The organism is Neobacillus sp. Fa239, assembly GCF_055395235.1.
This window is the reverse complement of record NZ_AP041611.1, coordinates 4,633,710-4,656,088: the sequence shown is the minus strand read 5'-3', so window position 1 is coordinate 4,656,088 and position 22,379 is coordinate 4,633,710. Positions and strand designations below refer to the sequence as shown.

Below are 22,379 nucleotides of genomic sequence, written 5' to 3'. Positions count from 1 at the left end.
GGCCAGCCTTTTTTTAATGATTCAACAAATCACTCACATGATAGATCCTGCCGTTTTCAACATTGCCGCCTAATACTAAATCAACTAACGCCTCTGCGACAGCTTCTGCTGGAAGGAGAGTGTTGTTCGTCTTAAACTCCTTAAATTTTTCCAGCTCTCTAAAAGCTTCACTGGAGGAGGAGCGTATCGTTTCCTGCATCTTCGTATCCATTACGCCAGGGCTGAAAGCAATAATTTTATTGTTCGAACTTAAAGCCGTCTGTTCCAGTGCCGCAGTTTGCGTAAACATATTGAGTCCTGCTTTGGCACTACAATAAACACTCCAGCCTTCAATGGAGCGGCTTGCCGCACCGGATGTAATATTAATCGCATGGATGGAGGTGGATGTTTGCTGTGCTTTCTTTAAAAAGAGATTGGTAATTAGAATGGGTGCAATTAAATTAACCTGGATATTGCTAATAATGGGTGTTTGGTCTAAATTGCCCACAGTGTGGATCGGATCGATCACACCCGCATTATTAAATAGGAAGATTTCTTTCGGGTTATTTAGAAAAATATAATGGGCAATGACCATAAATACTTCCTGAACCTCTTTTTCCAACGAAAGATTACAGGAATAATGCTTATAGTTGCTGCCCTGTTGAAGGGCAAAATTCCTCAGTTCCTCATTTTCGGTGCGCGCAACTGAAATAACGGTAATTTGTTCATTTAACAGCCGTTTGGCGATCGCTTCGCCTAATCCCCTTGACGCTCCGGTTACAATGGCATATCTCATTTTTTCCCCCTGTTTTTAGCAGCTGATTTAAACTGTCATTAATTAGCAAAACGTAGTTTCATTGTAGTCCTATCATTTCGGTAAAGCAAACGAATTGAAAACGATAAAAAAAATGGCTGTTTTCGCAACAAAGCTTGCAAAAACAGCCTCAATAAAACAACGCGGCATCAAGAAATGAGCCGCGTTTTTAAAATTTCCCCGTATATTGAAAAACTAACACGGCGAGCCCCAGCACCCATACATAAATCGCAAAGGGCTTTAAGGAGTGTTTTTTCAAAAAACCAATCATCCATCTTACGGCAAAATAACCGAAAACCGCTGAAGAAAAGATTCCAACCAGCAGGGCCGATAAAGTTATTTCTTCGCCGCCGCCGCGGACCAAATCAAACGATTGCAGAACTACTGCCCCGGCAATCGCCGGCGTTGATAACAAGAAAGAAAAATAGGCAGCCGTTCCTCTGTCAAGCTTACGCCACAGGGCTGCAACAATGGTCATACCTGAGCGGGAAATCGCCGGGAAAATGGCTGCTGCTTGAAATGTTCCAATAATCAATGCATCCGTATAGCTGATATCATCCATTTTCTTATAACCATGTTTGATCGAATCGGCAGACCAGAGAAAAATGCCAGTAATTAAAAACTCCCAGCCTATCGTCACCCCTGTTTTCGAGATTTCTTCAAAATAATCCTTAAACAATAATCCGATCACCACTGCTGGAATTGTTCCGACAATGAGCAATAAGGTTAATTTACTAAACGGATTTTTAATGATTTTCGTAAATTCATGCTTATAAAAAACAAATACAGCAAGCAGTGTCCCGATATGAAGCATTGTATCAAGTAAAAGCCCCGCTTCCTGCAGGCCAAACAAGTTTCTTCCTAAATAAAGATGTCCTGTACTGCTGATCGGTAAAAATTCCGTTAATCCCTGAATCGTTCCCAATATAAGTGCTTCTAATTTTGTTAACATAAACTCCCTCTCTTTTTCAGTATTGGAGTGCTTGTATAATAAATATTCGGAAAAGCTGTCTCTATTCAATCAATTTTTCATTTCGAGTTCATTTTAAGTGCAAAACCATTCAGTTCTCCCATAAAATAAGTGTAAGGCATATTGGGGGAGGAGAAGGCATTTTGAAAAGCAGCCACTTATTATTTAATACATCGATAGGTGTGAAGAAACCTGAAAATATACGCAATAAAGAGCAAGCATGCCCTTTTTGTGCTCGAGACCAGCTCACAAATCTTCTTGAGGTTGACGGGTCGATTATTCTTTTGAAAAATAAATATCCTGTTTTAGAGAATGCTTATCAAACCGTTTTAATTGAAACAGATGAATGTCAAGGGGAATTATCATCCTATTCCAAATCCCATTTACATAAACTTTTATCCTTTGGGATTAGAAATTGGCTGGAGATGGAGAAAAGCGGTAAATGGAACTCGGTGATTTTTTTTAAGAACCATGGTCCCTTATCAGGAGGAACAATTGCTCACCCGCATATGCAAATTGTTGGATTAAATGATATCGACTACAAGGAAAAAATTGCCGAGAATGCTTTTGAAGGAATTCTCATCGAAGAAATGGATGGGGTTAAATTATCCTTATCAACAAAACCTCGTGTAGGCTTTTATGAGTTCAATGTTGAAATGCCTGATGCCGGATATATAGAAACTTTTGGAGATTTTGTTCAAACAGCGGTTCATTATATTCTTAACAACTTCCCGTTCAAGGCATCCAGCTATAATGTATTTTTTCATCATATTCATAATAAAATAGCGGCCAAAATTGTTCCGCGCTTTGTTACCACTCCGCTATATATTGGTTACGGCATTCCTCAAGTTCCCAATAATTTGGAGTGGATGGCCGAGCATGTAAGAACCCTTTATTTTCCTGCCAAATGAGCTGGTGGATATATGGATGAACTATGAAAATTAACCCATTCTATGGTTAGAAGTTGTGATTTTTTTTTATTAAAAATATAATGGAGTAATGTACAAGATCCTTTTTAAGGTTTTAGATGTTTAAGGAGAATGAAAGCATGACTTCAGATAAAAATTCAAATTCAAAACTCGATTATAGTTTGGTCTTTATTTTACTATTGCTATTTTTAGCCAGCTGCTTATCGATTTACAGTGCCCAAGCGAGCGGACAATACAAAGAAAACTTTGTCGTTAAGCAAATACTTTGGTATGGCGTGGGCGGATTGATCGCAACTGGTGTAATGACCTTGGATTCCGATCAATTAAAAAAGCTGACCTGGTATGTGTATGGGTTTGGGCTTTTCCTCCTTGCCCTTTTAATAGTAGCTCCCGCTAGTCTTGCGCCAACCATTAATGGGGCGAAAAGCTGGTTTAAGGTGCCGGCAATGGGATCGCTTCAGCCATCTGAATTCGTAAAAGTCTTCCTCATTATGGCTCTTGCACGAGTAATTGATGACCACCACCAGAAAAATCCAGTCAAAACCATGCAAACAGACTTTTGGCTACTGATCAAGCTAGGCTTGGTAACCCTAGCACCATTAGCTCTTATTATGAAACAGCCAGACTTGGGAACAGGCCTCGTGTTACTATCTATTTTATTAGGGATGATATTTATTTCCGGGATAACCTGGAAATTGCTTGTGCCCATTTTCTCATCCGTAGCAACAATGTTTTCTGTTGTTTTTTATTTCGTATTAATAAAACCGGACCTGCTGGAGAAGTATCTTGGAGTAAAGCAATACCAATTTGGCCGAATCTATTCCTGGCTGGATCCTTATAATTATCAAAGCGCAGAGGGGTATCAGCTGACAAGATCGCTTCTTGCCATTGGTTCCGGCGAAACGATGGGAAAAGGTTACGGGAACAGAGATGTCTATTTACCGGAAGGGCATACGGACTTTATATTCAGCATTGTTGGTGAAGAATTCGGATTCATCGGCTCAAGCGTGTTGATTAGTATATTTTTCTTATTGGTTTACCATATTACCAAGGTTGGTATGGAGACGAAGAATAATTTTTATACCTATCTTTGTGTCGGTGTCATTAGTATGATTACCTTTCACGTCTTTCAAAATATCGGGATGACGATCGGGGTATTGCCGATTACCGGTATCCCGCTGCCTTTTATCAGCTATGGCGGAAGCTCACTGATGGGGAATATGATGGGGCTTGGCTTAATTTTCTCGATCCGCTATCATTACAAAAAATATATGTTCTCGACAACAGCTTAAAGAAGGTGTCAGCATGGACAAAGAATTTGCGTCACAATTTGAGGCTTTGCTTGAAAAATACAGTGAACTCCTTTTAGGGGAAAGTTCAGAAGAAACAAAGGAAAAGGTGAAGGCATGGGCTTTGTATTCACATATCGCCAAATCCATGCCAGCCTTAATCAATCATTGGAACGGACTTTACCCTGAAGGAAAAGAAGAAATGAAAAGAATCGTGAATGAAATCAAACTGCTAAATGAACAGCACCGGAAAACGTCGCAAAAATAGAATGTTTCATTATTATTTTTTCCTCAAGAGCCAACCTTGAGGATATTTTTATGCTCAAGCAGTTTTATTTGGAGACATGTTTCAAGAGTATAGGATGAGGGGGGATAACGGACACGATTGAAGATTTTTCGGGATGAAGTGTCCGCAAGAGAGGGTATAACGGACACAGTTGAAGATTTTGAAGATGAAAGTGTCCGTAAGAGCGGTTATAACGGACACAGTTGAAAATTTTGAGGATGAAAGTGTCCGTAAGAGAGGGGATAACGGACACAGTTGACAATTTTGAGGATGAAAGTGTCCGTAAGAGAGGGGATAACGGACACAGTTGATGAATTTTAAGATGAAAGTGTCCGTAAGAAAAGGTATAACGGACACTGTTCAAAATTTCCAGAATAAAATTGACCGTAAGACTGACTAGAACAACCATTTCAACAAAAAACACACGAATTTATTTATCGTGTGTTTTCCCATTAACTCAGATATAATCCGTTCACTCATGCCGCCGCATTCTTACTGAATCATGCCGCCGCTAGGGAGTTGGTTTGTATATCCCTGGAACTGCTGGTAGGATTGCTGAAGCTTTTGCTGGTCTGCAGCTTCAATGGAGTACCAGCCTTTTCTAAACATTAAATCATAAAGGTCTCGTTGGCATTTTTGCGTTTCGGTAAAAATTTGCAAAATATCATTATAGAGACCTTGATGACTGGCCTCATGCAGTGCCTGACTATAGGAAGTAGTCATATATTTTTCCGTAGTCAGCAAATCATTGATAAAATCGCGCTCATTCATCTGTGGTGTTTTTGGCACCTGTGCTTCTGGATTTTGAATCTTTTGTTGGTTTTGAAATTGATTCATGTGTGTTTCTTCCTCCTTTCCTACTGCATTCCATTTAGTGGCTGCTGGGAATTGGCATGATGGCCTAAATGATTAAGCAGCTGCTGATAGTGGCGTTGATGCATTTGCCCACATTTTTCTGCTTCTGCTTTTAATTCCGGGTCCTGACATTGCTGGGCAAAAAAATGTGCCTTTTTAGCAGAAAGTAAATTCCAAGACATCATATCGGTTAAATAAAGGGAATCCTTTGTTGAAATAACTCCAGGCGGCTGCTGCCATGTAGCCTGCTGATTTTGCATATTCATATTTTGCTGTTGCATCCTAAAACCCTCCTATTTTATTTCTTCTTAAATTGGTTATTCTGGCTGTTCCGTTTGCCGCCGCCGTCATTTTCGACGCTTGGTCCGGCATTGCCCTCCACACTGGCTGCACTGATTCCAGCCTTGGAAGGGTGCTTTTTCATTTTGCCCATGTTCATCACCTCGATATTAGAATGCCCAATGGACCATTTATTCCTCTCAAAAATTAAATTTCAAAAAAATTTCAAAATTCCACCATTAACGATTGCACAAATTTTCAAAATATTTTATAGTTAAAGGTAGCAAAACTCCTTTAAATGGAAAAAATTTTTTGAAATAAAAATGAATGAGTATTCATTCAAAAAGGTTGAAGGGGGAGACAATGTTGAACCAACTTATTAAAAAAGCGGCCGTCTTAGGATCTGGCGTAATGGGCTCAGGAATCGCGGCCCATCTGGCAAACATAGGCATACCAACCTTATTGTTGGATATCGTACCACGGGAATTAACCGAAGAAGAAAAAGCAAAGGGACTAACCTTGGAAGACAAACAGGTCCGGAATCGGATCAGCAGTCTGTCCATTCAAAAGCTATTGAAGCAAAAACCGGCACCGTTATCTGTGAAAAGAAATGCAGCCTTAATTGAAGCAGGTAACCTTGAAGATGATTTAAGCAAATTAAAAGATGTTGACTGGGTCATTGAAGTAGTGGTCGAAAATTTAAATGTGAAGAAACAAGTATTTGAAAAAGTGGATCAATATCGTAAACCAGGCAGTATCATTAGCTCGAATACATCTGGGATCTCGGTTGAAGCAATGGTAGAGGGAAGATCGGATGATTTCAAAAAGCATTTCCTTGGGACACACTTCTTTAATCCACCGCGCTATTTGAAGCTGCTCGAAGTGATTCCAACCCAATATACTGACCCGGAAGTTCTTTCATTTGTGAAAACCTTTGGTGAGGATGTGTTAGGAAAAGGGGTTGTTGTCGCCAAGGATACACCCAATTTTATTGCCAATCGTATCGGAACCTATGGCCTGCTGATTACCCTTCAAGAAATGCTGAAGGGCGGTTATAGTGTCGGCGAGGTTGATTCTGTTACGGGTCCGTTAGTGGGCCGTCCAAAGAGTGCCACCTTCCGGACACTTGATGTAGTTGGATTAGATACGTTTGTCCATGTGGCTAACAATGTATTCGAACAGGTAGAAGGGAAAGAGAAGGAAGTTTTTGCGGTGCCTGCATTCATGAATACCATGCTTGAAAAAGGCTGGCTCGGCAGCAAATCTGGGCAAGGCTTCTTTTTGAAAAAAGGCAAAGACATTCTTGAACTGGATCCTAATACATTAGAATATGGTCCACGCAAAAAATTACAATCTGCATCGATCGAACTCTCCAAGCAGGAAAAAGGTATGTCCAATAAATTGAAAGCGCTTGTTTTTGCAAATGACCGGGCTGGACAATTATTATGGAATATTTTAACTCCGGTGCTGGTCTATTCAGCACAATTACTAGGTGCAATTGCCGATAATATAGTCGCCATTGATCGTGCGATGAAATGGGGCTTCGGCTGGGAATTGGGCCCATTTGAAACATGGGATGCCATTGGCGTTGAAAAATCTGTTCAAAAAATGAAGGAATCTGGTTTAGAAGTTCCAGCATGGGTAACGGAAATGCTTGAAAAGGGATTTACTTCCTTTTATAAAGAAGATTCCTTCTACCGCAATGGTGAATATTCATCAGTGGAATTGAATCCAAAAGTCATAGATCTAAAAAAAGTGAAGAAGCAAAATGGCGTGATTAAAAAGAACAGCGGTGCGAGCCTTATCGACATAGGCGATGGTGTAGCTCTCCTTGAATTCCACTCACCTAATAATTCAATCGGACTGGATATTATTCAAATGGTTAATTACGCAATCGATGAGGTGGAGAAAAACTACAAAGGGCTGGTCATCGGGAATCAAGGTAAAAACTTCTGCGTCGGTGCCAACCTGGCAATGATTTTAATGGAAGCACAGGATGATAATATTTACGAAATAGATATGGTGGTTCGGCACTTCCAACAGGCCATGCTGAAAATAAAATACAGTGCAAAACCAGTGGTTGCTGCTCCATTTGCGATGACTCTTGGCGGCGGAGCTGAAATTTGTTTACCGGCATCTCACATCCAAGCATCAGCAGAAACCTATATGGGACTTGTCGAATCCGGTGTTGGGTTAATTCCTGGAGGCGGCGGAAACAAGGAGCTTTATATTAAGCATTTAGAAAGCTATCCGAATGGAGTACCATTCGACCTCCAAACGGTGGCCAATAAAGTCTTTGAAACAATCGCGATGGCAAAGGTGTCGACCTCGGGCGAGGAAGCAAGGGAGAATAATTACTTAAATCTTGCAGATGGAATCAGCGTGAACAGCGACCACTTGTTATATGATGCGAAGCAGACCGTTCTCGCTCTTCATGATAAAGGCTATAAACCAAAAGTACGCAGAAAAGTGCCGGTTGTCGGGGAAACAGGTTATGCCACCCTATTACTGGGCGCAGAGGCGATGAAATTGTCCGGCTATATCTCGGAGCATGATTTGAAAATTGCCAAAAAGCTTGCTTATGTCATTGCAGGCGGCAAAGTTCCGTTTGGAACTGAAGTGGATGAACAATATCTATTGGATCTTGAAAGAGAAGCATTCTTAAGCCTTGTAGCAGAGCCGAAATCACAGCAGCGCATGCAGCATATGCTTGTAAAAGGAAAACCTTTAAGAAATTAATTACTAGATTAAGAGATTGGAGGGAATGTAATGAGAGAAGCAGTTATCGTGGCCGGGGCCCGGACCCCGGTAGGGAAAGCGAAGAAGGGAACGCTTGCCCATGTTCGCCCTGATGACTTGGGCGCACTGGTAGTCAAAGAAACCTTAAAACGTGCCGGAAATTATGAAGGGAATATAGATGATTTAATTATCGGCTGTGCGATGCCGGAAGCCGAGCAGGGAACGAACATGGCTCGCAACATCGGGGCTTTAGCCGGTCTGCCATACACTGTACCTGCCATCACCATCAATCGGTTCTGTTCTTCAGGTTTACAGGCGATTGCCTATGCGGCACAGGGGATTATGCTGGGTCACACGGACACAGCCATTGCAGGCGGAGCAGAGTCCATGAGCATGATTCCGATGATGGGTCATGTGGTCCGGCCAAATATTAAAATAGCCGAAACAGCCCCGCAATACTATATGAGCATGGGGCATACAGCTGAACAAGTGGCAATGAAATATGGAATCACCCGTGAAGAACAAGATGCGTTTGCGGTAAGAAGTCATCAGCGTGCAGCAAAAGCAATTCTAGAAGGTAAATTTGCCGATGAGATCGTTTCGGTGGATGTAACGGTCCGTACGATTGGTAGTGACAACAAATTGGTTGAAAAGACGGTTCAATTTTCCCAGGATGAAGGAGTCCGCCCGGATACGAATCTTCAAACGTTGGCAAAACTGCGGCCTGCTTTCTCTGTAACAGGCTCTGTTACGGCTGGAAATGCGTCACAAACAAGTGACGGCGCGGCAGCAGTCATGGTCATGGACCGGGAAAAAGCAGAATCACTTGGGCTTAAGCCATTGGCAAAATTTCGATCGTTTGCAGTGGGCGGCGTTCCACCGGAAATTATGGGGGTGGGTCCTGTTGTAGCGGTGCCAAAAGCGTTGAAACTGGCGGGACTTGAGCTTTCAGATATCAGCTTGTTCGAATTAAATGAGGCATTTGCATCCCAATCCCTGCAAGTCATTCGTGAACTTGGCCTAGATGAAGAGAAAGTAAATGTAAACGGAGGCGCCATTGCTCTTGGCCACCCGCTTGGCTGTTCAGGAGCAAAGCTAACATTGTCACTTATCCATGAATTGAAGCGCCGAAATGAACAATTTGGTGTGGTAACGATGTGTATCGGCGGCGGAATGGGTGCTGCAGGAGTATTTGAACTTCTTTAAAAAATAGGGGCAAAATACTTGGCCCCTTTTAGGAGGAATTTAGAAATGGCCAATCAAACGGAAAAAATCATTAAAGGCGGAAGCTTTTTAATTGAAGATATTCCTTGCGATCGTGTTTTTACTCCCGAGGACTTTACCGATGAGCAAAAAATGATTGCGAAGACCACGGAAGATTTTGTGGAAAATGAAGTGCTGCCACATGTTGAATTCTTAGAAAAACATGAATTTGACCGTACCGTAAAACTTTTAAAAGAAGCGGGCGAGCTTGGGCTTCTTGCGGCAGATGTCCCTGAAGAATACGAAGGATTGGGATTAGACAAAGTCAGCTCATCCCTAATTACAGAGAAAATGGCGAAGGCTGGCGGCTTCTCGCTCTCTCACGGTGCACATGTGGGAATTGGCTCACTTCCCATTGTTTTGTTTGGAACCGAAGAACAAAAGAAAAAATATTTACCTGCCCTCGCATCAGGTGAAAAATTGGCTGCTTACGCCTTAACAGAGCCGGGTTCAGGTTCGGATGCACTTGGCGCTAAAACAACAGCAAAATTAAACGCCGAGGGTACTCACTATATCCTGAACGGTGAAAAGCAATGGATTACCAACGCCGGTTTTGCCGATCTATTCTGTGTATACGCCAAGGTGGATGGAGAGCACTTTACAGCCTTTATCGTAGAAAGAGACTTCCCGGGTGTTTCTACAGGTGCAGAAGAGAAGAAGATGGGGATTAAGAGCTCTTCGACTCGTACCTTGATTCTTCAGGATGTCCCAGTACCAAAAGAAAACCTCTTAGGCGAATTTGGCAAAGGCCATGTCATCGCTTTTAATATTTTAAACATTGGCCGTTATAAACTGGCGGTCGGAGCAGTTGGCGGTTCTAAAAATGCCTTTGCAATGACTGTAAAGTATGCAAATGGGCGCCAGCAATTCAAAACGCCGATTTCTCAATTCAATCTGACAAAAGAAAAATTCGGTACGTTGGCATCGAAGATTTATGCAGCAGAAAGCTCCGTGTATCGTACGATAGGATTGTATGAGGATAACCAAGGCAAGCTATCAACTGAGGAATCAAAGGACATTAAATTAGTCGCAAATTCGATTGCAGAATATGCGATTGAGTGCTCCTTAAATAAATTCTTTGCAAGTGAAGTTCTTGATTACGTTGTTGACGAAGGCGTGCAAATTCATGGTGGATACGGCTACATGCAGGAGTACCCAATTGAAAGAGCCTACCGTGACTCACGGATCAATCGGATCTTTGAAGGAACAAATGAAATCAACCGTCTCCTTGTACCCGGAACCTTTTTGAAAAAGGCGATGAAAGGCGAGTTGCCGTTATTCCAAAAAGCATTACAGCTACAGGAAGAATTGATGATGTTAATGCCGGAAGATCCAGGCGATGAGCCGCTTGCACAGGAAAAATATTTAGTAAGAAATGCCAAGAAAATTGGCTTATTGGCTGCTGGTTTAGCGGCTCAAAAATATGGCAAAGCACTTGAAAGAGAACAAGAGGTGCTTTCCAACATAGCCGACCTCATCTCGAATGCATATGCAATGGAATCTGTTGTGTTACGCACGGAAAAAGCGATTGCAAAAGCAGGTTTGGAAAAGAACAAACAAAAGCTTCTTTACACACAGATTTTCTGTCAAGAAGCCTTTAATGAACTGGAGCAGATTGCCAAAGAAACCTTGGTGGCTATCGAACATGGAGATATTCTTCGAATAATGCTCTCCTCGCTAAGAAAATTAACCCGCCACACACCAACCAATGTCATTGTGAAAAAACGCGAAGCAGCAGATGTAATCATTGCAGCTGAACGATACCTAGTTTAATTCAATGGGGCCAGACCCCCGCCGCTTTAACGCATTACCGGAGCGGGGGTCTGACCCCTGTCAATTTTGAATGGCGGAAAAATGCAATATTTATTTAAAATTGTCGTATTATTATGCTTTTTTCTATTAGGAATTTCGACTTTAATGTGGTAATATTCAATTGTTACGTTTGTTTAATTAAGGAAAAATCGGCGGTGAAACAGATGTCTATGATTTTTTACTGGTACCCGAAATGCGGTACTTGTCGAAAAGCAAAGAAATGGCTGGATGATCATCATCTTTCCTACAAAGAAATACATATTGCTGATAATCCCCCTTCAAAGCTTGAGCTGGAGGATTATTATCAAAAAAGCGGTTTAGAATTAAAGAAATTCTTTAATACCAGTGGCCTAAAATATCGGGAATTAGGTATTAAGGACAGATTAAAATCTGCAACTGAAGCCGAGCTGCTTGATTTATTGGCTTCAGACGGGATGTTAATCAAAAGACCAATTTTAACGGATGGGAATAAAGTTACGGTTGGTTTTAAAGAAGAAGAGTATGAAAAAACGTGGTTGTAAGCGTTTTAATGCGTGCTTTTCCGATTATTAAACAGGGAAATCGATTTTTTTATCGATGATAGATTTAAGAATAATTTATGGAGGGATTTTCGTAATGAGCACACCAAAGGACTTACGTTATTCAGAAGAGCATGAGTGGGTAAAGGTTGAAGGGGAAAAAGTACGTGTTGGGATTACTCATTTTGCACAGCACGAACTAGGAGATATCGTATTCGTTGAACTTCCTGAAGTGGGCGATGAAGTAACTGCTGATGAAGCATTTGGCAGCGTGGAATCCGTTAAAACAGTTTCTGAACTTTATGCACCTGTAAGTGGTAAGGTGGTTGAAATAAACGAAGATTTAAGTGACAACCCTGAATTTGTTAACGAATCTCCATATGAGAAAGCATGGATGATTGTTATTGAATTATCTAATAACAGCGAATTAGATAAGTTAATGTCTGCTGAACAATATGAAGAAATGATTAATGAAGATTAATCAATGGACGGGAAGCGCCTTTTTAGAAGGTGCTTTTCTTTTTTTTACCATTATTTCAATCAAAAGATAAGGGTAAGCTAAAATAATTAATTATTTTTGGACGAACATTCATAAATGGGATACACACGTTATATGTATAAGTAGAATATGTTAACATTAAACCAACAACTCCATTATAAGGTGATTAATTATGAGTGACTCGTATGTTGACAAGGTTCTAATTGTGGAAGGAAAATCAGACAAAAAAAAGGTAAAAAGTATTGTGAAGGAACCGGTTGAAATTATTTGTACAAATGGAACGATCAGTATAACCAAATTAGATGAACTGATTGATTTTCTTGAAGACAAAGATGTTTATATTCTGGTGGATGCCGATGAAGCAGGTGAAAAGCTGCGCAAACAATTTAAAAGGGAATTTCCTCATGCGGAACATATCTATATTGACCGGATGTATCGTGAAGTAGCCACCGCCCCTGAACATCATCTTGCCACTGTATTGCTTGGGGCAAATATTGACGTTCATACCCAGTATTTAGAGAATTGCTGAGCGAATTGTTATGAAGGAATGGAACAGAGAAGAATACTCTTCATTCATGGAAAATCAATCATCCGGCCTTGTTTACTTTTATACGCCATTATGCGGTACCTGTCAGGTTGCTTCGAGAATGCTTCAAATTATTGAGGAAATGGTCCAAGTCCCAATGGGGAAAATGAATATCAATTTCTACCCAGAGCTCGCCAAGGCACACGCGGTTGAAAGTGTTCCGTGCCTATTGTTCATTCAAAATGGAATGGTGGCAGAGGTATTGTATGCTTTCCATTCAGTTCCTTACTTACTAGAAAAAATAAAATATTATTTTAACTAAAAAAACAGATGCGAAACATCTGTTTTTTTTGTCGAGCGATTATTAAAGGAATTCCTGGTGTTATACGGAATATAGATAGTATTGCCTATAGACCGGAGTGATGAGAAATGATTGATTCTATTCGTTGTTTTCTTCTTAAAACAAAAGAACATCGACATGTCCTTCAATTAATAAAAGAAACGGATTCTATCATGATTAGCTTCATCTCAAACAACGAAAGCATCACATTGTCCTTAAAAAATGGCGAAATCACATTGCTTCACGATTCAGAGGAAATGTTCAATAGATATGAAATTTATGGTGATTTCTCAGCCATTGAGCAGCTCCTTACCGGCAAGGAACGATTAAGAAACTTGGTCAAAAGAGAGAAATTGTCGATAGTGGCACCGTTTAGAAGGATCCTCATGCTGGAGTCGCTTTTTTATTTAACAAAAGGGACCGACGTTGCTTCAGCCTAAAAAATACCAGAATAATTTTTCAGAAAATGAGAAAATTCCGTTGACACTCATTTTTTTCCGTGGTACGATTGCTTTCGTGATAAAAAATTGCTTAAGTCATTTAACGTGTTAATTGAATATAGTTGTTGAAAAGCTCTTATCAAGAGAGGTGGAGGGATGTGCCCGATGAAGCCCGGCAACCGTCAATGTTTATTGAAATGGTGCCAATTCACACAAAGCATTTGCTTTGGGAGATGGGAGAAAGGTTCTATTTATAATGCCTTTCTGCCTGTGCAGAAAGGCATTTTTATTTTTCTAAAATAGAATGTTTTAATAAAAATTTCAAACCCTATATTTAAGGAACACTGTGTAAATGGATTTGACGGATAAAAGAAGGTGATTCAATGATTTCGATTAAAAATGTCCGAAAGGTTTTTCCATCGAAGCAGGGGCAGTTAAAAGCAGTAGATGATGTCAACCTGGAAATAAACGAAGGAGAAATTTTCGGTGTAATTGGCTACAGCGGAGCTGGGAAAAGTACGTTAATTCGTATGCTGAATGGTCTGGAACTTCCTTCTGAGGGATCTATTACCGTGGCTGGCCGAGTTATTTCACAAATCAAAGGCAGTGATCTTAGGAAAGCTCGCCAAGAAATCAGCATGATTTTCCAACATTTTAATCTGCTATGGTCAAGGACAGTGAGTGAAAATATTGCTTTCCCATTAGAAATAGCGGGTGTCAAAGGACCGGAAAGAGCTAAAAGAGTAAATGAACTGATTAAACTAGTTGGTTTAGAGGGAAGAGAAAATGCTTATCCATCGCAGCTAAGTGGCGGACAAAAGCAAAGAGTCGGCATAGCAAGAGCGCTGGCGAATAGCCCGAAGGTGTTACTATGCGATGAAGCAACCTCAGCACTAGATCCGCAAACGACAGATTCAATTTTGGATTTGCTCGTTGATATTAATAAAAGATTAGGTTTAACGATTGTGTTAATCACCCATGAAATGCATGTTATCCGTAAAATCTGCCATCGGGTCGCAGTCATGGAAAACGGGAAAATTGTTGAGCTTGGTCACGTGCTGGACGTATTTAAGAACCCAAAAGCTCCAATAACCAAAAGATTTGTTCAGCAGGTTACTGAGCCCGAAGAAACGAAAGAAACAGCCGAGCATCTTCTTGAGAGGTATCATTCGGGTCAAATCGTTCAGTTGACCTTTATCGGGGAGGCGACCGAACAGCCGGTGATCACTAATCTAATCCGAGCGAATGATGTGACGGTTAATATCCTGCAAGGGAAAATATCGCAAACCCAAAGTGGTTCATATGGTACCCTGTTCATTCATCTCGATGGCAGACGGGAAGCAGTCGATAAAGCCATTGACTTTATTCGCACGCAGAATGTTGGCGTGGAGGTGGTAACAAATGAACAGTAATTATTTTCCGAATGTCGATTGGCAGGCAATGTGGGAGGCAACAGTCCAAACGCTTTATATGACTGCGGTTTCGGTACTGGCAACCTTTATTTTAGGAATCTTGCTTGGGTTAATTCTATTCCTGACATCTTCAGGGAATATGTGGCAAAATAAGCCGATTAACGTGGTCATTAGTGCAATAGTGAATGTCTTTCGGTCCATCCCGTTCATTATCTTAATTGTCTTATTAATTCCTTTTACAAACCTATTATTTAAGACAATGATTGGTGAAACCGCAGCATTACCAGCACTGATTATTGGGGCAGCTCCGTTCTATGCCAGAATGGTTGAAATCGGTCTTAGAGAAATTGATAAAGGCGTTATTGAAGCGGCAAAGTCAATGGGTGCCACAACGGGCACAATCATTTGGAAAGTGCTGTTGCCGGAATCGATGCCGGCGCTTGTTTCAGGTATTACCGTTACCGCCATTGCTCTTGTCAGCTATACAGCCATGGCCGGAGTCATTGGTGCAGGAGGTCTTGGGAATCTTGCCTACCTGCAAGGTTTTGAACAAAACCAAAATGATGTCACTTTTGTGGCAACGATTATTATTTTGATTATCGTGTTTGTGATTCAGTTTATTGGTGATGCATTTACAAAAAAATTAGATAAAAGATAAAAGGTGAGGTCAACATGAAAAAATGGATTAGTTTAGTATTAGCGTTATCATTAGCCCTTGTATTAGCAGCATGCGGAACATCCAGCAACAATTCTTCAAGCAGCAGCGATAAAGGGTTAACAAAATTAGTGGTAGGAGCTTCAAGTGTTCCCCATGCTGAAATTTTACGTCAAGCACAACCTATTTTGAAAAAAGATGGAATTGACTTAGTCATTAAAACATTTCAGGATTATATTTTACCGAACAAAGCATTGCAGTCAAAGCAGCTTGATGCAAACTACTTCCAACACATTCCTTATTTAAATGCCCAAAATAAGCAATTTGGTTATGGCTTTGTTAATGCTGGCGGGATTCACATTGAACCGATTGGTGTTTACTCGAAAAAATATAAAAAATTAAGTGATCTTCCTGATGGCGCACATCTAATCATGAGCAACTCAGTTGCCGATCATGGCCGTCTGCTATCTTTACTTGAAGCACAAGGCTTAATTAAATTAAAACCAGGTATTGATAAAACAACTGCAACGATCAAAGATGTGGTATCCAATCCAAAACATTTAATTTTTGATGCAAAATATGAAGCAGCCTTATTGCCAAAAATTTATCAAAATGGTGAAGGCGATGCCGTATTAATTAACTCCAACTATGCGATTGGCGCAGGATTAAATCCGCTTAAGGATTCCATTGCGATTGAAGGTAAAAACTCGCCATATGTAAATATCATTGCGGTACGTAAGGGTGACGAAAACAAACCGGCTATCAAAAAACTGGTAGAGGTTCTTCATTCTAAAACGATTCAAGACTTTATTCTTAAAAAATACAAAGGGGCCGTTGTCCCAGTATCACAATAATATATATAAGAAGAAATACAGAAAAGTCGGTGATTGATTCACTGGCTTTTCTTATTTGGCCATAGGACTATATACATGAAATAATTTACAACGGTAAAAATAGATAAGTATTAAACCTGAAATTGAGATAGCAAATTATAAAAAAATAGGGTATGATTTTATCCGAGTGTGTTTGTCTGCATTAATATAAACCCCTCAGAAATGCTGCCTAATTTGGCAAATTTCACATTGTTTGGAAATTCATTCTCAATTAGTAGCCGATCAGTGAAAATGATTTCTTGTTATTACTGTTTAGGAGTTGCTAACACATTTCATTTGTTATAAGATTGTAATGAGAATAGAATGAGAATAGAATTCTAGACCCAATGGTTAACTTGATACAAAACTTTCTTTGCGGAGGTATAAATATGGCTGGATCAACTTTACAGATCAAAGATCTACATGTAGCAATTGATGGGAAAGAAATTTTAAAAGGTGTAAACCTTGAAATAAAAGGTGGAGAATTCCACGCAATCATGGGACCGAATGGTACTGGTAAATCTACTTTATCATCTGCGATCATGGGTCATCCTAAATATGAAGTAACAAGCGGTAACATTTTATTAGACGGACAGAATGTCTTGGAAATGGAAGTAGATGAGCGTGCGCGTGCAGGCCTGTTCCTTGCGATGCAGTATCCAAGCGAAATTAACGGCGTAACCAATGCCGACTTTTTACGTTCGGCTATCAACAGCCGCCTTGGTGAAGGAAATGAAATTTCATTAATGAAATTTATCCGTAAAATGGATAAACAAATGGAATTCCTGGAGATGGACCTGGATATGGCACAGCGTTATTTGAACGAAGGGTTCTCCGGCGGTGAGAAAAAGCGTAACGAAATCTTACAATTAATGATGCTTCAGCCAAAAATTGCCATCCTGGATGAAATTGACTCCGGTCTTGACATTGATGCCTTAAAAATAGTTTCCAAAGGGATTAATGAAATGCGCGGAGAAGACTTTGGCTGCTTAGTGATTACCCACTATCAACGACTATTAAATTATATCACTCCTGACTATGTGCATGTTATGATGCAGGGCCGAATCGTTAAATCAGGCGGACCAGAGCTTGCACAACGCTTAGAAGCAGAAGGATATGACTGGATCAAAAAAGAGCTTGGAATTGAAGATGAAACAGTTGGGCAAGAAGCGTAAGTAAGTGTTAGGAGGATTACAATGACAACAGAAACGAAATTACCTTTTGATCAGGATTTTGTTCGTTCTTTTTCAAAACAAGCAGGCGAACCTGCTTGGATGGAAGAGCTCCGTTTAAAGGCATTGGCTGATTTTAATAATCTTCCAATGCCAAGGCCGGATAAAACAAAAATCGATAAATGGAACTTTACCCAATTAAGTTCACATACCGTAAAAAGTGAACCATTCACTTCATTAAGTGAATTACCGGAAGAAGTAAAAGCACTCGTTGCGGAAAATAAAAACTTATACATTCAACGCAATCATACACCAGCCTTTTTATCATTATCCGAAGATCTAAAAAGTAAAGGTGTCATTTTTACCGATCTTCTAACAGCGGCAAAAGAACACGGGGATGTGTTGAAAAAATACTACATGACTCAAGCGGTGAATGCCGATGAGCATCGTCTGACTGCACTTCATGCAGCGCTTGTCAATGGCGGCGTATTCTTATATATTCCAAAAAATGTTGAAGTTACTGAACCGATTCAAGCTGTATATTTACATGATAATGCTGAGGTAAATCTTTTTAATCATGTACTTGTTGTTGCAGAAGATAACAGTTCAGTCACATATGTAGAAAACTATATTTCAACAATGGAATCAGCAAATGGAATTTTTAATATAGTAGCGGAAGTGGTTGCGAATACAAATGCCCAAGTGAAATACGGTGCCGTTGATTATCTTGCAAAAGGAATCACTACTTATGTAAACCGCCGTGGTGTAGCCAGCCGGGATGCTCGGATTGAATGGGCTCTTGGGTTAATGAATGAAGGAAATACAATTTCCGAGAACACAACGAATCTTATTGGAGACGGTTCTTTTGGTGATACAAAAACAGTTGTGGTTGGACGTGGTGAACAAACACAAAACTTCACAACAAAAGTAGTTCATTTTGGTAAACACACAGAGGGCTATATCTTAAAACATGGTGTAATGAAAGATAGTGCCACATCGATCTTTAATGGCATTGGCAAAATTGAGCATGGCGCATCGAAATCGAATGCTGAACAAGAATCCCGTGTTCTTATGCTTAGTGAAAAAGCACGCGGTGATGCCAACCCTATTCTTTTAATTGATGAAGATGATGTAACAGCAGGACACGCCGCTTCAGTAGGCCGTGTTGATAAAGTTCAGCTTTATTACTTAATGAGCCGTGGAATTCCAAAAGCGGAAGCCGAGCGCTTAATCATTCATGGATTCCTTGCACCAGTTGTCAATCAGCTTCCAATTGAAGGCGTTAAAAAGCAATTAACTGAAGTGATTGAAAGGAAAGTGCGATAATGAATATCCAGGATATTCGCAACCAGTTTCCAATCCTAAACCAAGAAGTTAATGGTAAACCATTAGTATACCTGGATAGTTCTGCGACATCCCAAAAGCCTGTTAAAGTCATCGAGACAATTGAAAAATATTACCGTGAAATCAATTCCAATGTTCATCGCGGTGTGCATACATTAGGAACAAGAGCGACAGATGCATATGAAGGGGCAAGGGAAAAAGTTCGTAAATTTATTAATGCCAAGTCCACTCAAGAGGTTATTTTTACAAGAGGAACGACGACTTCGCTTAATACAGTCGCAGCCAGTTATGCGGCCGCGAATTTAAAAGAAGGCGATGAAATCGTCATTACCTATATGGAGCACCATAGCAATATTATTCCATGGCAGCAGGTTGCCAGAAGAACAGGTGCCCAGTTAAAATATATTGACCTTCAAGAGGACGGAACCATCTCTCTTGATACAGTAAGGGAAACGATCACGCCTAATACGAAAATTGTTTCGGTTATGCAAGTATCCAATGTGCTTGGTGTCATTAATCCTGTTAAAGAGATTGCCCAAATTGCTCATGAAAACGGCGCAATTATGGTGGTTGATGGAGCTCAAAGTGCGCCCCATATGACCATTGATGTTCAAGATTTAGACTGTGATTTCCTCGCTTTTTCCGGCCACAAAATGTGCGGACCTACCGGAATCGGTGTTCTTTATGGAAAGAAACATTTATTAGAAAACATGGAGCCAATCGAATTTGGCGGCGAAATGATTGATTTTGTTCATTTACATGAATCAACTTGGAAAGAGCTCCCTTGGAAATTTGAAGGCGGCACCCCAATCATTGCAGGTGCTGTCGGTCTCGGAGCTGCCATCGACTTTTTAAATGAGGTTGGTTTGGACAATATTGCCGAGCATGAACATAAGCTTGCTGCATATGCTTTAGAAAAGATGTCAGCTGTTGAAGGAATGACGATTTACGGACCAAAAGATGCTGCTAATCGAGCAGGTCTGATCACGTTTAATATCAAAGATGTCCATCCGCATGATGTAGCGACTGTCCTGGACGCTGAAGGTATTGCTGTCCGAGCTGGTCATCATTGTGCGCAGCCGTTGATGCGTTGGTTAAACGCAACAGCTACAGCTCGTGCAAGCTTTTATTTATATAATACTGAAGAGGATATTGATAAACTCGTTGAAGGGCTTGTCAAAACAAAGGAGTATTTCAGCGATGTCTTCTAATAATTTAGACGATCTTTACCGTCGAGTCATCATGGACCATTATAAAAATCCCCGTAATCGCGGGGTTTTAGAGGATGGCAGCCATACGATAAATATGAATAACCCAACCTGTGGGGACAGAATCCAATTGACCTTTAAAGTGGAGGATGGAAAAGTAGTCGATGCCAAATTTGAAGGAGAAGGCTGCTCGATTTCCATGTCCTCCGCTTCGATGATGACCCAGGCCATCAAGGGGAAAAGTGTGGAAGAAGCGTTAAAGCTGGCAAAGATTTTTTCCGATATGATGCTTGGAAAAGAGTATGACGATGATATTGATTTAGGGGATATCGAAGCGCTTCAAGGTGTTGCGAAGTTTCCTGCCCGAATCAAGTGCGCTACTCTAGCATGGAAGGCAATGGAAAAAGGATTAAATGGTGAGGAACAAAATTAAGACAGGGCTTCACCTGTTAAAAAGGGAGGAACACTTTTATGGCAAAAAAAATGCCTGAAATCGGTGATTATAAATATGGTTTTGCCGATAAAGACGTTTCCATATTCCGGTCAAAGCGTGGTTTAACACGTGAAATAGTGGAAGAAATTTCAAAAATGAAAGGTGAACCAAAGTGGATGCTGGATTTCCGCTTAAAATCACTTGAGCATTTTTATAATATGCCAATGCCACAATGGGGCGGCGACCTTAATTCATTAAACTTTGACGAAATCACCTATTACGTAAAACCATCTGAGAAATCCGAGAAGTCATGGGACGAAGTACCGGAAGAAATTAAAGCAACATTTGATAAGCTTGGTATTCCTGAAGCGGAGCAAAAGTATCTTGCTGGGGTCTCCGCCCAATATGAATCCGAAGTTGTTTACCATAACATGAAGGAAGATCTTGAAGCACTTGGAATCGTCTTTAAGGATACAGATTCCGCATTGCGTGAAAATGAAGAACTTTTCCGTGAGCACTGGGGAAAGGTCATTCCGCCGACTGATAATAAGTTTGCGGCATTGAACTCTGCTGTGTGGTCCGGGGGCTCCTTCATTTATGTACCGCCAGGCGTGAAAGTGGATACGCCATTACAAGCATACTTCCGCATCAATTCTGAAAATATGGGTCAGTTTGAACGGACATTGATTATTGTAGATGAGGGTGCACATGTACATTATGTTGAAGGTTGTACAGCACCAGTCTATACCACGAACTCACTTCACAGTGCAGTTGTTGAAATTATCATTAAAAAAGATGCTTATTGCCGTTACACTACGATCCAAAACTGGGCAAACAACGTGTACAATCTTGTAACAAAGCGTGCTACCTGCGATGCCAATGCGACTATGGAATGGATTGATGGCAATATTGGTTCGAAGCTAACAATGAAGTATCCTGCTGTCATTCTTAAAGGGGAAGGTGCCCGCGGTTTGACTTTATCGATTGCGATTGCCGGTAAAGGTCAGCACCAGGATGCAGGTGCGAAAATGATTCACTTAGCACCGAATACTTCTTCCACAATTGTATCGAAATCAATTTCGAAACATGGCGGAAAAGTAACCTATCGCGGAATGGTCCAATTTGGCCGTAAAGCAGATGGCGCACGCTCCAATATTGAGTGCGATACGCTGATTATGGATAATCAATCTACTTCAGATACGATTCCGTATAATGAAATTCTAAATGATAACATTTCGCTCGAGCACGAAGCGAAAGTTTCTAAAGTATCTGAAGAGCAGCTCTTTTACCTGATGAGCCGTGGTATTTCAGAGCAGGAAGCAACCGAAATGATCGTTATGGGCTTCATCGAACCATTTACAAAAGAATTACCAATGGAATACGCCGTCGAAATGAACCGTCTCATTAAGTTCGAGATGGAAGGCTCGATCGGTTAATATGTGGAACCGCCTTGCCCATTGTGGCAGGCGGTTTTTTTATTGGTGAAGATTCTGCGAAAGATATTTAAATTGGGCTATTGGCGACAAAACAGAGGAGGAAGAAGCCGAAACTGTCGCCAATGAAGGCTATAGGGGACAAAATAAAGGGGAAGGAAACCGAAACTGTCGCCAATGAAGGCTATAGGCGACAAAACAGAGGAGTAAGAAGCCGAAACTGTCGCCAATGAAGGCTATAGACGACAAAATAGAGGGAGAGGAAGTCGAAACTGTCGCCAATGAAGGCTATAGGCGACAAAAAAGAGGACG

24 protein-coding genes and 1 riboswitch are annotated in these 22,379 nt (G+C 40.7%); of the genes, 19 read left to right on the top strand and 5 right to left on the bottom strand.

The features are described from left to right. Positions 1-13: 13 nt before the first annotated feature. Entirely contained in the window at positions 14-775 is a 762-nt protein-coding gene (locus ACZ5XR_RS23160) for a (S)-benzoin forming benzil reductase (RefSeq protein WP_464498832.1), read from the bottom strand. Between the two features lie 187 nt (positions 776-962). Next, entirely contained in the window at positions 963-1,745 is a 783-nt protein-coding gene (locus ACZ5XR_RS23155; protein ID WP_464498831.1) for an undecaprenyl-diphosphate phosphatase, read from the bottom strand. A gap of 161 nt (positions 1,746-1,906) precedes the next feature. Here ACZ5XR_RS23155 and ACZ5XR_RS23150 point away from each other — a divergent pair, with 161 nt between their 5' ends. From ACZ5XR_RS23150 to ACZ5XR_RS23140, 3 genes are all read left to right on the top strand, one after another. Then, positions 1,907-2,674 carry a DUF4931 domain-containing protein gene (locus ACZ5XR_RS23150; RefSeq protein ID WP_464498830.1) on the top strand — a complete coding sequence of 256 codons (768 nt, stop codon included), beginning with the start codon at positions 1,907-1,909 and terminating at the stop codon, positions 2,672-2,674. Positions 2,675-2,811: 137 nt separating this feature from the next. Continuing rightward, positions 2,812-3,984, top strand: a complete 1,173-nt coding sequence (gene rodA / locus ACZ5XR_RS23145; protein ID WP_464498829.1) for a rod shape-determining protein RodA — start codon at positions 2,812-2,814, stop codon at positions 3,982-3,984. A gap of 13 nt (positions 3,985-3,997) precedes the next feature. Further along, a complete protein-coding gene (locus tag ACZ5XR_RS23140; protein ID WP_464498828.1) occupies positions 3,998-4,249 on the top strand; it encodes a DUF2573 family protein in 252 nt (83 codons plus the stop codon). A 510-nt stretch (positions 4,250-4,759) separates the two neighbouring features. Here ACZ5XR_RS23140 and ACZ5XR_RS23135 read toward each other — a convergent pair. Genes ACZ5XR_RS23135 through ACZ5XR_RS23125 form a run of 3 tightly spaced genes read right to left on the bottom strand, consistent with a single transcriptional unit; the run spans position 4,760 to position 5,555 of the window. Beyond that, positions 4,760-5,104, bottom strand: a complete 345-nt coding sequence (locus tag ACZ5XR_RS23135; RefSeq protein ID WP_464498827.1) for a spore coat protein — start codon at positions 5,102-5,104, stop codon at positions 4,760-4,762. A 20-nt stretch (positions 5,105-5,124) separates the two neighbouring features. Continuing rightward, complete coding sequence (locus ACZ5XR_RS23130; protein WP_464498826.1) at positions 5,125-5,403, bottom strand: hypothetical protein; 279 nt, start codon at positions 5,401-5,403, stop codon at positions 5,125-5,127. 17 nt (positions 5,404-5,420) lie between these two features. Further along, positions 5,421-5,555, bottom strand: a complete 135-nt coding sequence (locus ACZ5XR_RS23125; RefSeq protein ID WP_464498825.1) for a YuzL family protein — start codon at positions 5,553-5,555, stop codon at positions 5,421-5,423. Positions 5,556-5,764: 209 nt separating this feature from the next. Here ACZ5XR_RS23125 and ACZ5XR_RS23120 point away from each other — a divergent pair, with 209 nt between their 5' ends. From ACZ5XR_RS23120 to sufB, 16 genes are all read left to right on the top strand, one after another. Beyond that, positions 5,765-8,140, top strand: coding sequence for a 3-hydroxyacyl-CoA dehydrogenase/enoyl-CoA hydratase family protein (locus tag ACZ5XR_RS23120; protein WP_464498824.1), 2,376 nt, complete (start codon positions 5,765-5,767; stop codon positions 8,138-8,140). A gap of 30 nt (positions 8,141-8,170) precedes the next feature. Then, on the top strand, positions 8,171-9,346 hold the full coding sequence (locus ACZ5XR_RS23115; protein WP_464498823.1) for an acetyl-CoA C-acetyltransferase: 1,176 nt from the start codon (positions 8,171-8,173) through the stop codon (positions 9,344-9,346). 45 nt (positions 9,347-9,391) lie between these two features. Continuing rightward, a complete protein-coding gene (locus ACZ5XR_RS23110; protein WP_464498822.1) occupies positions 9,392-11,176 on the top strand; it encodes an acyl-CoA dehydrogenase family protein in 1,785 nt (594 codons plus the stop codon). Positions 11,177-11,379: 203 nt separating this feature from the next. Further along, the gene (locus tag ACZ5XR_RS23105; protein ID WP_464498821.1) at positions 11,380-11,736 is read left to right on the top strand and encodes an arsenate reductase family protein; all 357 of its coding nucleotides are present in this window, start codon (positions 11,380-11,382) and stop codon (positions 11,734-11,736) included. 94 nt (positions 11,737-11,830) lie between these two features. Beyond that, the gene (gcvH, locus tag ACZ5XR_RS23100) at positions 11,831-12,214 is read left to right on the top strand and encodes a glycine cleavage system protein GcvH (protein WP_464498820.1); all 384 of its coding nucleotides are present in this window, start codon (positions 11,831-11,833) and stop codon (positions 12,212-12,214) included. 190 nt (positions 12,215-12,404) lie between these two features. Continuing rightward, complete coding sequence (locus tag ACZ5XR_RS23095; RefSeq protein WP_464498819.1) at positions 12,405-12,761, top strand: toprim domain-containing protein; 357 nt, start codon at positions 12,405-12,407, stop codon at positions 12,759-12,761. A 10-nt stretch (positions 12,762-12,771) separates the two neighbouring features. Next, positions 12,772-13,080: a thioredoxin family protein gene (locus ACZ5XR_RS23090; RefSeq protein ID WP_464498818.1), complete on the top strand. Its 309-nt coding sequence runs from the start codon at positions 12,772-12,774 to the stop codon at positions 13,078-13,080. A 107-nt stretch (positions 13,081-13,187) separates the two neighbouring features. Next, entirely contained in the window at positions 13,188-13,538 is a 351-nt protein-coding gene (locus ACZ5XR_RS23085) for a hypothetical protein (RefSeq protein WP_464498817.1), read from the top strand. Between the two features lie 133 nt (positions 13,539-13,671). Next, a riboswitch (SAM riboswitch) is annotated at positions 13,672-13,778 on the top strand. 143 nt (positions 13,779-13,921) lie between these two features. Further along, positions 13,922-14,950, top strand: a complete 1,029-nt coding sequence (locus ACZ5XR_RS23080; protein ID WP_464498816.1) for a methionine ABC transporter ATP-binding protein — start codon at positions 13,922-13,924, stop codon at positions 14,948-14,950. Further along, entirely contained in the window at positions 14,940-15,608 is a 669-nt protein-coding gene (locus ACZ5XR_RS23075; protein WP_464498815.1) for a methionine ABC transporter permease, read from the top strand. The genes ACZ5XR_RS23080 and ACZ5XR_RS23075 overlap by 11 nt, the downstream gene beginning before the upstream one ends. 14 nt (positions 15,609-15,622) lie before the next feature. Beyond that, entirely contained in the window at positions 15,623-16,459 is an 837-nt protein-coding gene (locus ACZ5XR_RS23070; protein WP_464498814.1) for a MetQ/NlpA family ABC transporter substrate-binding protein, read from the top strand. A gap of 407 nt (positions 16,460-16,866) precedes the next feature. Then, on the top strand, positions 16,867-17,652 hold the full coding sequence (gene sufC / locus ACZ5XR_RS23065; protein WP_464498813.1) for a Fe-S cluster assembly ATPase SufC: 786 nt from the start codon (positions 16,867-16,869) through the stop codon (positions 17,650-17,652). A 21-nt stretch (positions 17,653-17,673) separates the two neighbouring features. Beyond that, positions 17,674-18,975, top strand: coding sequence for a Fe-S cluster assembly protein SufD (gene sufD, locus ACZ5XR_RS23060; protein WP_464498812.1), 1,302 nt, complete (start codon positions 17,674-17,676; stop codon positions 18,973-18,975). Beyond that, positions 18,975-20,204 carry a cysteine desulfurase gene (locus ACZ5XR_RS23055; RefSeq protein ID WP_464498811.1) on the top strand — a complete coding sequence of 410 codons (1,230 nt, stop codon included), beginning with the start codon at positions 18,975-18,977 and terminating at the stop codon, positions 20,202-20,204. The genes sufD and ACZ5XR_RS23055 overlap by 1 nt, the downstream gene beginning before the upstream one ends. Further along, positions 20,194-20,634 (top strand): Fe-S cluster assembly sulfur transfer protein SufU, encoded by a 441-nt coding sequence (gene sufU / locus ACZ5XR_RS23050; protein ID WP_464498810.1) that lies wholly within the window; start codon positions 20,194-20,196, stop codon positions 20,632-20,634. The genes ACZ5XR_RS23055 and sufU overlap by 11 nt, the downstream gene beginning before the upstream one ends. 38 nt (positions 20,635-20,672) lie before the next feature. Further along, positions 20,673-22,070: a Fe-S cluster assembly protein SufB gene (gene sufB / locus ACZ5XR_RS23045; protein WP_464498809.1), complete on the top strand. Its 1,398-nt coding sequence runs from the start codon at positions 20,673-20,675 to the stop codon at positions 22,068-22,070. The last annotated feature ends 309 nt before the right edge of the window (positions 22,071-22,379 follow it).

Coding starts and splice junctions, on each gene's coding strand:
- rodA (WP_464498829.1), top strand. CDS start 2,812: ATGACTTCAGATAAAAATTCAAATTCAAAACTCGATTATAGTTTGGTC.
- ACZ5XR_RS23115 (WP_464498823.1), top strand. CDS start 8,171: ATGAGAGAAGCAGTTATCGTGGCCGGGGCCCGGACCCCGGTAGGGAAA.
- ACZ5XR_RS23080 (WP_464498816.1), top strand. CDS start 13,922: ATGATTTCGATTAAAAATGTCCGAAAGGTTTTTCCATCGAAGCAGGGG.
- sufD (WP_464498812.1), top strand. CDS start 17,674: ATGACAACAGAAACGAAATTACCTTTTGATCAGGATTTTGTTCGTTCT.
- sufC (WP_464498813.1), top strand. CDS start 16,867: ATGGCTGGATCAACTTTACAGATCAAAGATCTACATGTAGCAATTGAT.
- ACZ5XR_RS23140 (WP_464498828.1), top strand. CDS start 3,998: ATGGACAAAGAATTTGCGTCACAATTTGAGGCTTTGCTTGAAAAATAC.
- ACZ5XR_RS23135 (WP_464498827.1), bottom strand. CDS start 5,104: ATGAATCAATTTCAAAACCAACAAAAGATTCAAAATCCAGAAGCACAG.
- ACZ5XR_RS23120 (WP_464498824.1), top strand. CDS start 5,765: ATGTTGAACCAACTTATTAAAAAAGCGGCCGTCTTAGGATCTGGCGTA.
- ACZ5XR_RS23155 (WP_464498831.1), bottom strand. CDS start 1,745: ATGTTAACAAAATTAGAAGCACTTATATTGGGAACGATTCAGGGATTA.
- ACZ5XR_RS23095 (WP_464498819.1), top strand. CDS start 12,405: ATGAGTGACTCGTATGTTGACAAGGTTCTAATTGTGGAAGGAAAATCA.
- ACZ5XR_RS23055 (WP_464498811.1), top strand. CDS start 18,975: ATGAATATCCAGGATATTCGCAACCAGTTTCCAATCCTAAACCAAGAA.
- sufB (WP_464498809.1), top strand. CDS start 20,673: ATGGCAAAAAAAATGCCTGAAATCGGTGATTATAAATATGGTTTTGCC.
- gcvH (WP_464498820.1), top strand. CDS start 11,831: ATGAGCACACCAAAGGACTTACGTTATTCAGAAGAGCATGAGTGGGTA.
- ACZ5XR_RS23160 (WP_464498832.1), bottom strand. CDS start 775: ATGAGATATGCCATTGTAACCGGAGCGTCAAGGGGATTAGGCGAAGCG.
- ACZ5XR_RS23090 (WP_464498818.1), top strand. CDS start 12,772: ATGAAGGAATGGAACAGAGAAGAATACTCTTCATTCATGGAAAATCAA.
- sufU (WP_464498810.1), top strand. CDS start 20,194: ATGTCTTCTAATAATTTAGACGATCTTTACCGTCGAGTCATCATGGAC.
- ACZ5XR_RS23105 (WP_464498821.1), top strand. CDS start 11,380: ATGTCTATGATTTTTTACTGGTACCCGAAATGCGGTACTTGTCGAAAA.
- ACZ5XR_RS23075 (WP_464498815.1), top strand. CDS start 14,940: ATGAACAGTAATTATTTTCCGAATGTCGATTGGCAGGCAATGTGGGAG.
- ACZ5XR_RS23110 (WP_464498822.1), top strand. CDS start 9,392: ATGGCCAATCAAACGGAAAAAATCATTAAAGGCGGAAGCTTTTTAATT.
- ACZ5XR_RS23085 (WP_464498817.1), top strand. CDS start 13,188: ATGATTGATTCTATTCGTTGTTTTCTTCTTAAAACAAAAGAACATCGA.
- ACZ5XR_RS23125 (WP_464498825.1), bottom strand. CDS start 5,555: ATGGGCAAAATGAAAAAGCACCCTTCCAAGGCTGGAATCAGTGCAGCC.
- ACZ5XR_RS23130 (WP_464498826.1), bottom strand. CDS start 5,403: ATGCAACAGCAAAATATGAATATGCAAAATCAGCAGGCTACATGGCAG.
- ACZ5XR_RS23070 (WP_464498814.1), top strand. CDS start 15,623: ATGAAAAAATGGATTAGTTTAGTATTAGCGTTATCATTAGCCCTTGTA.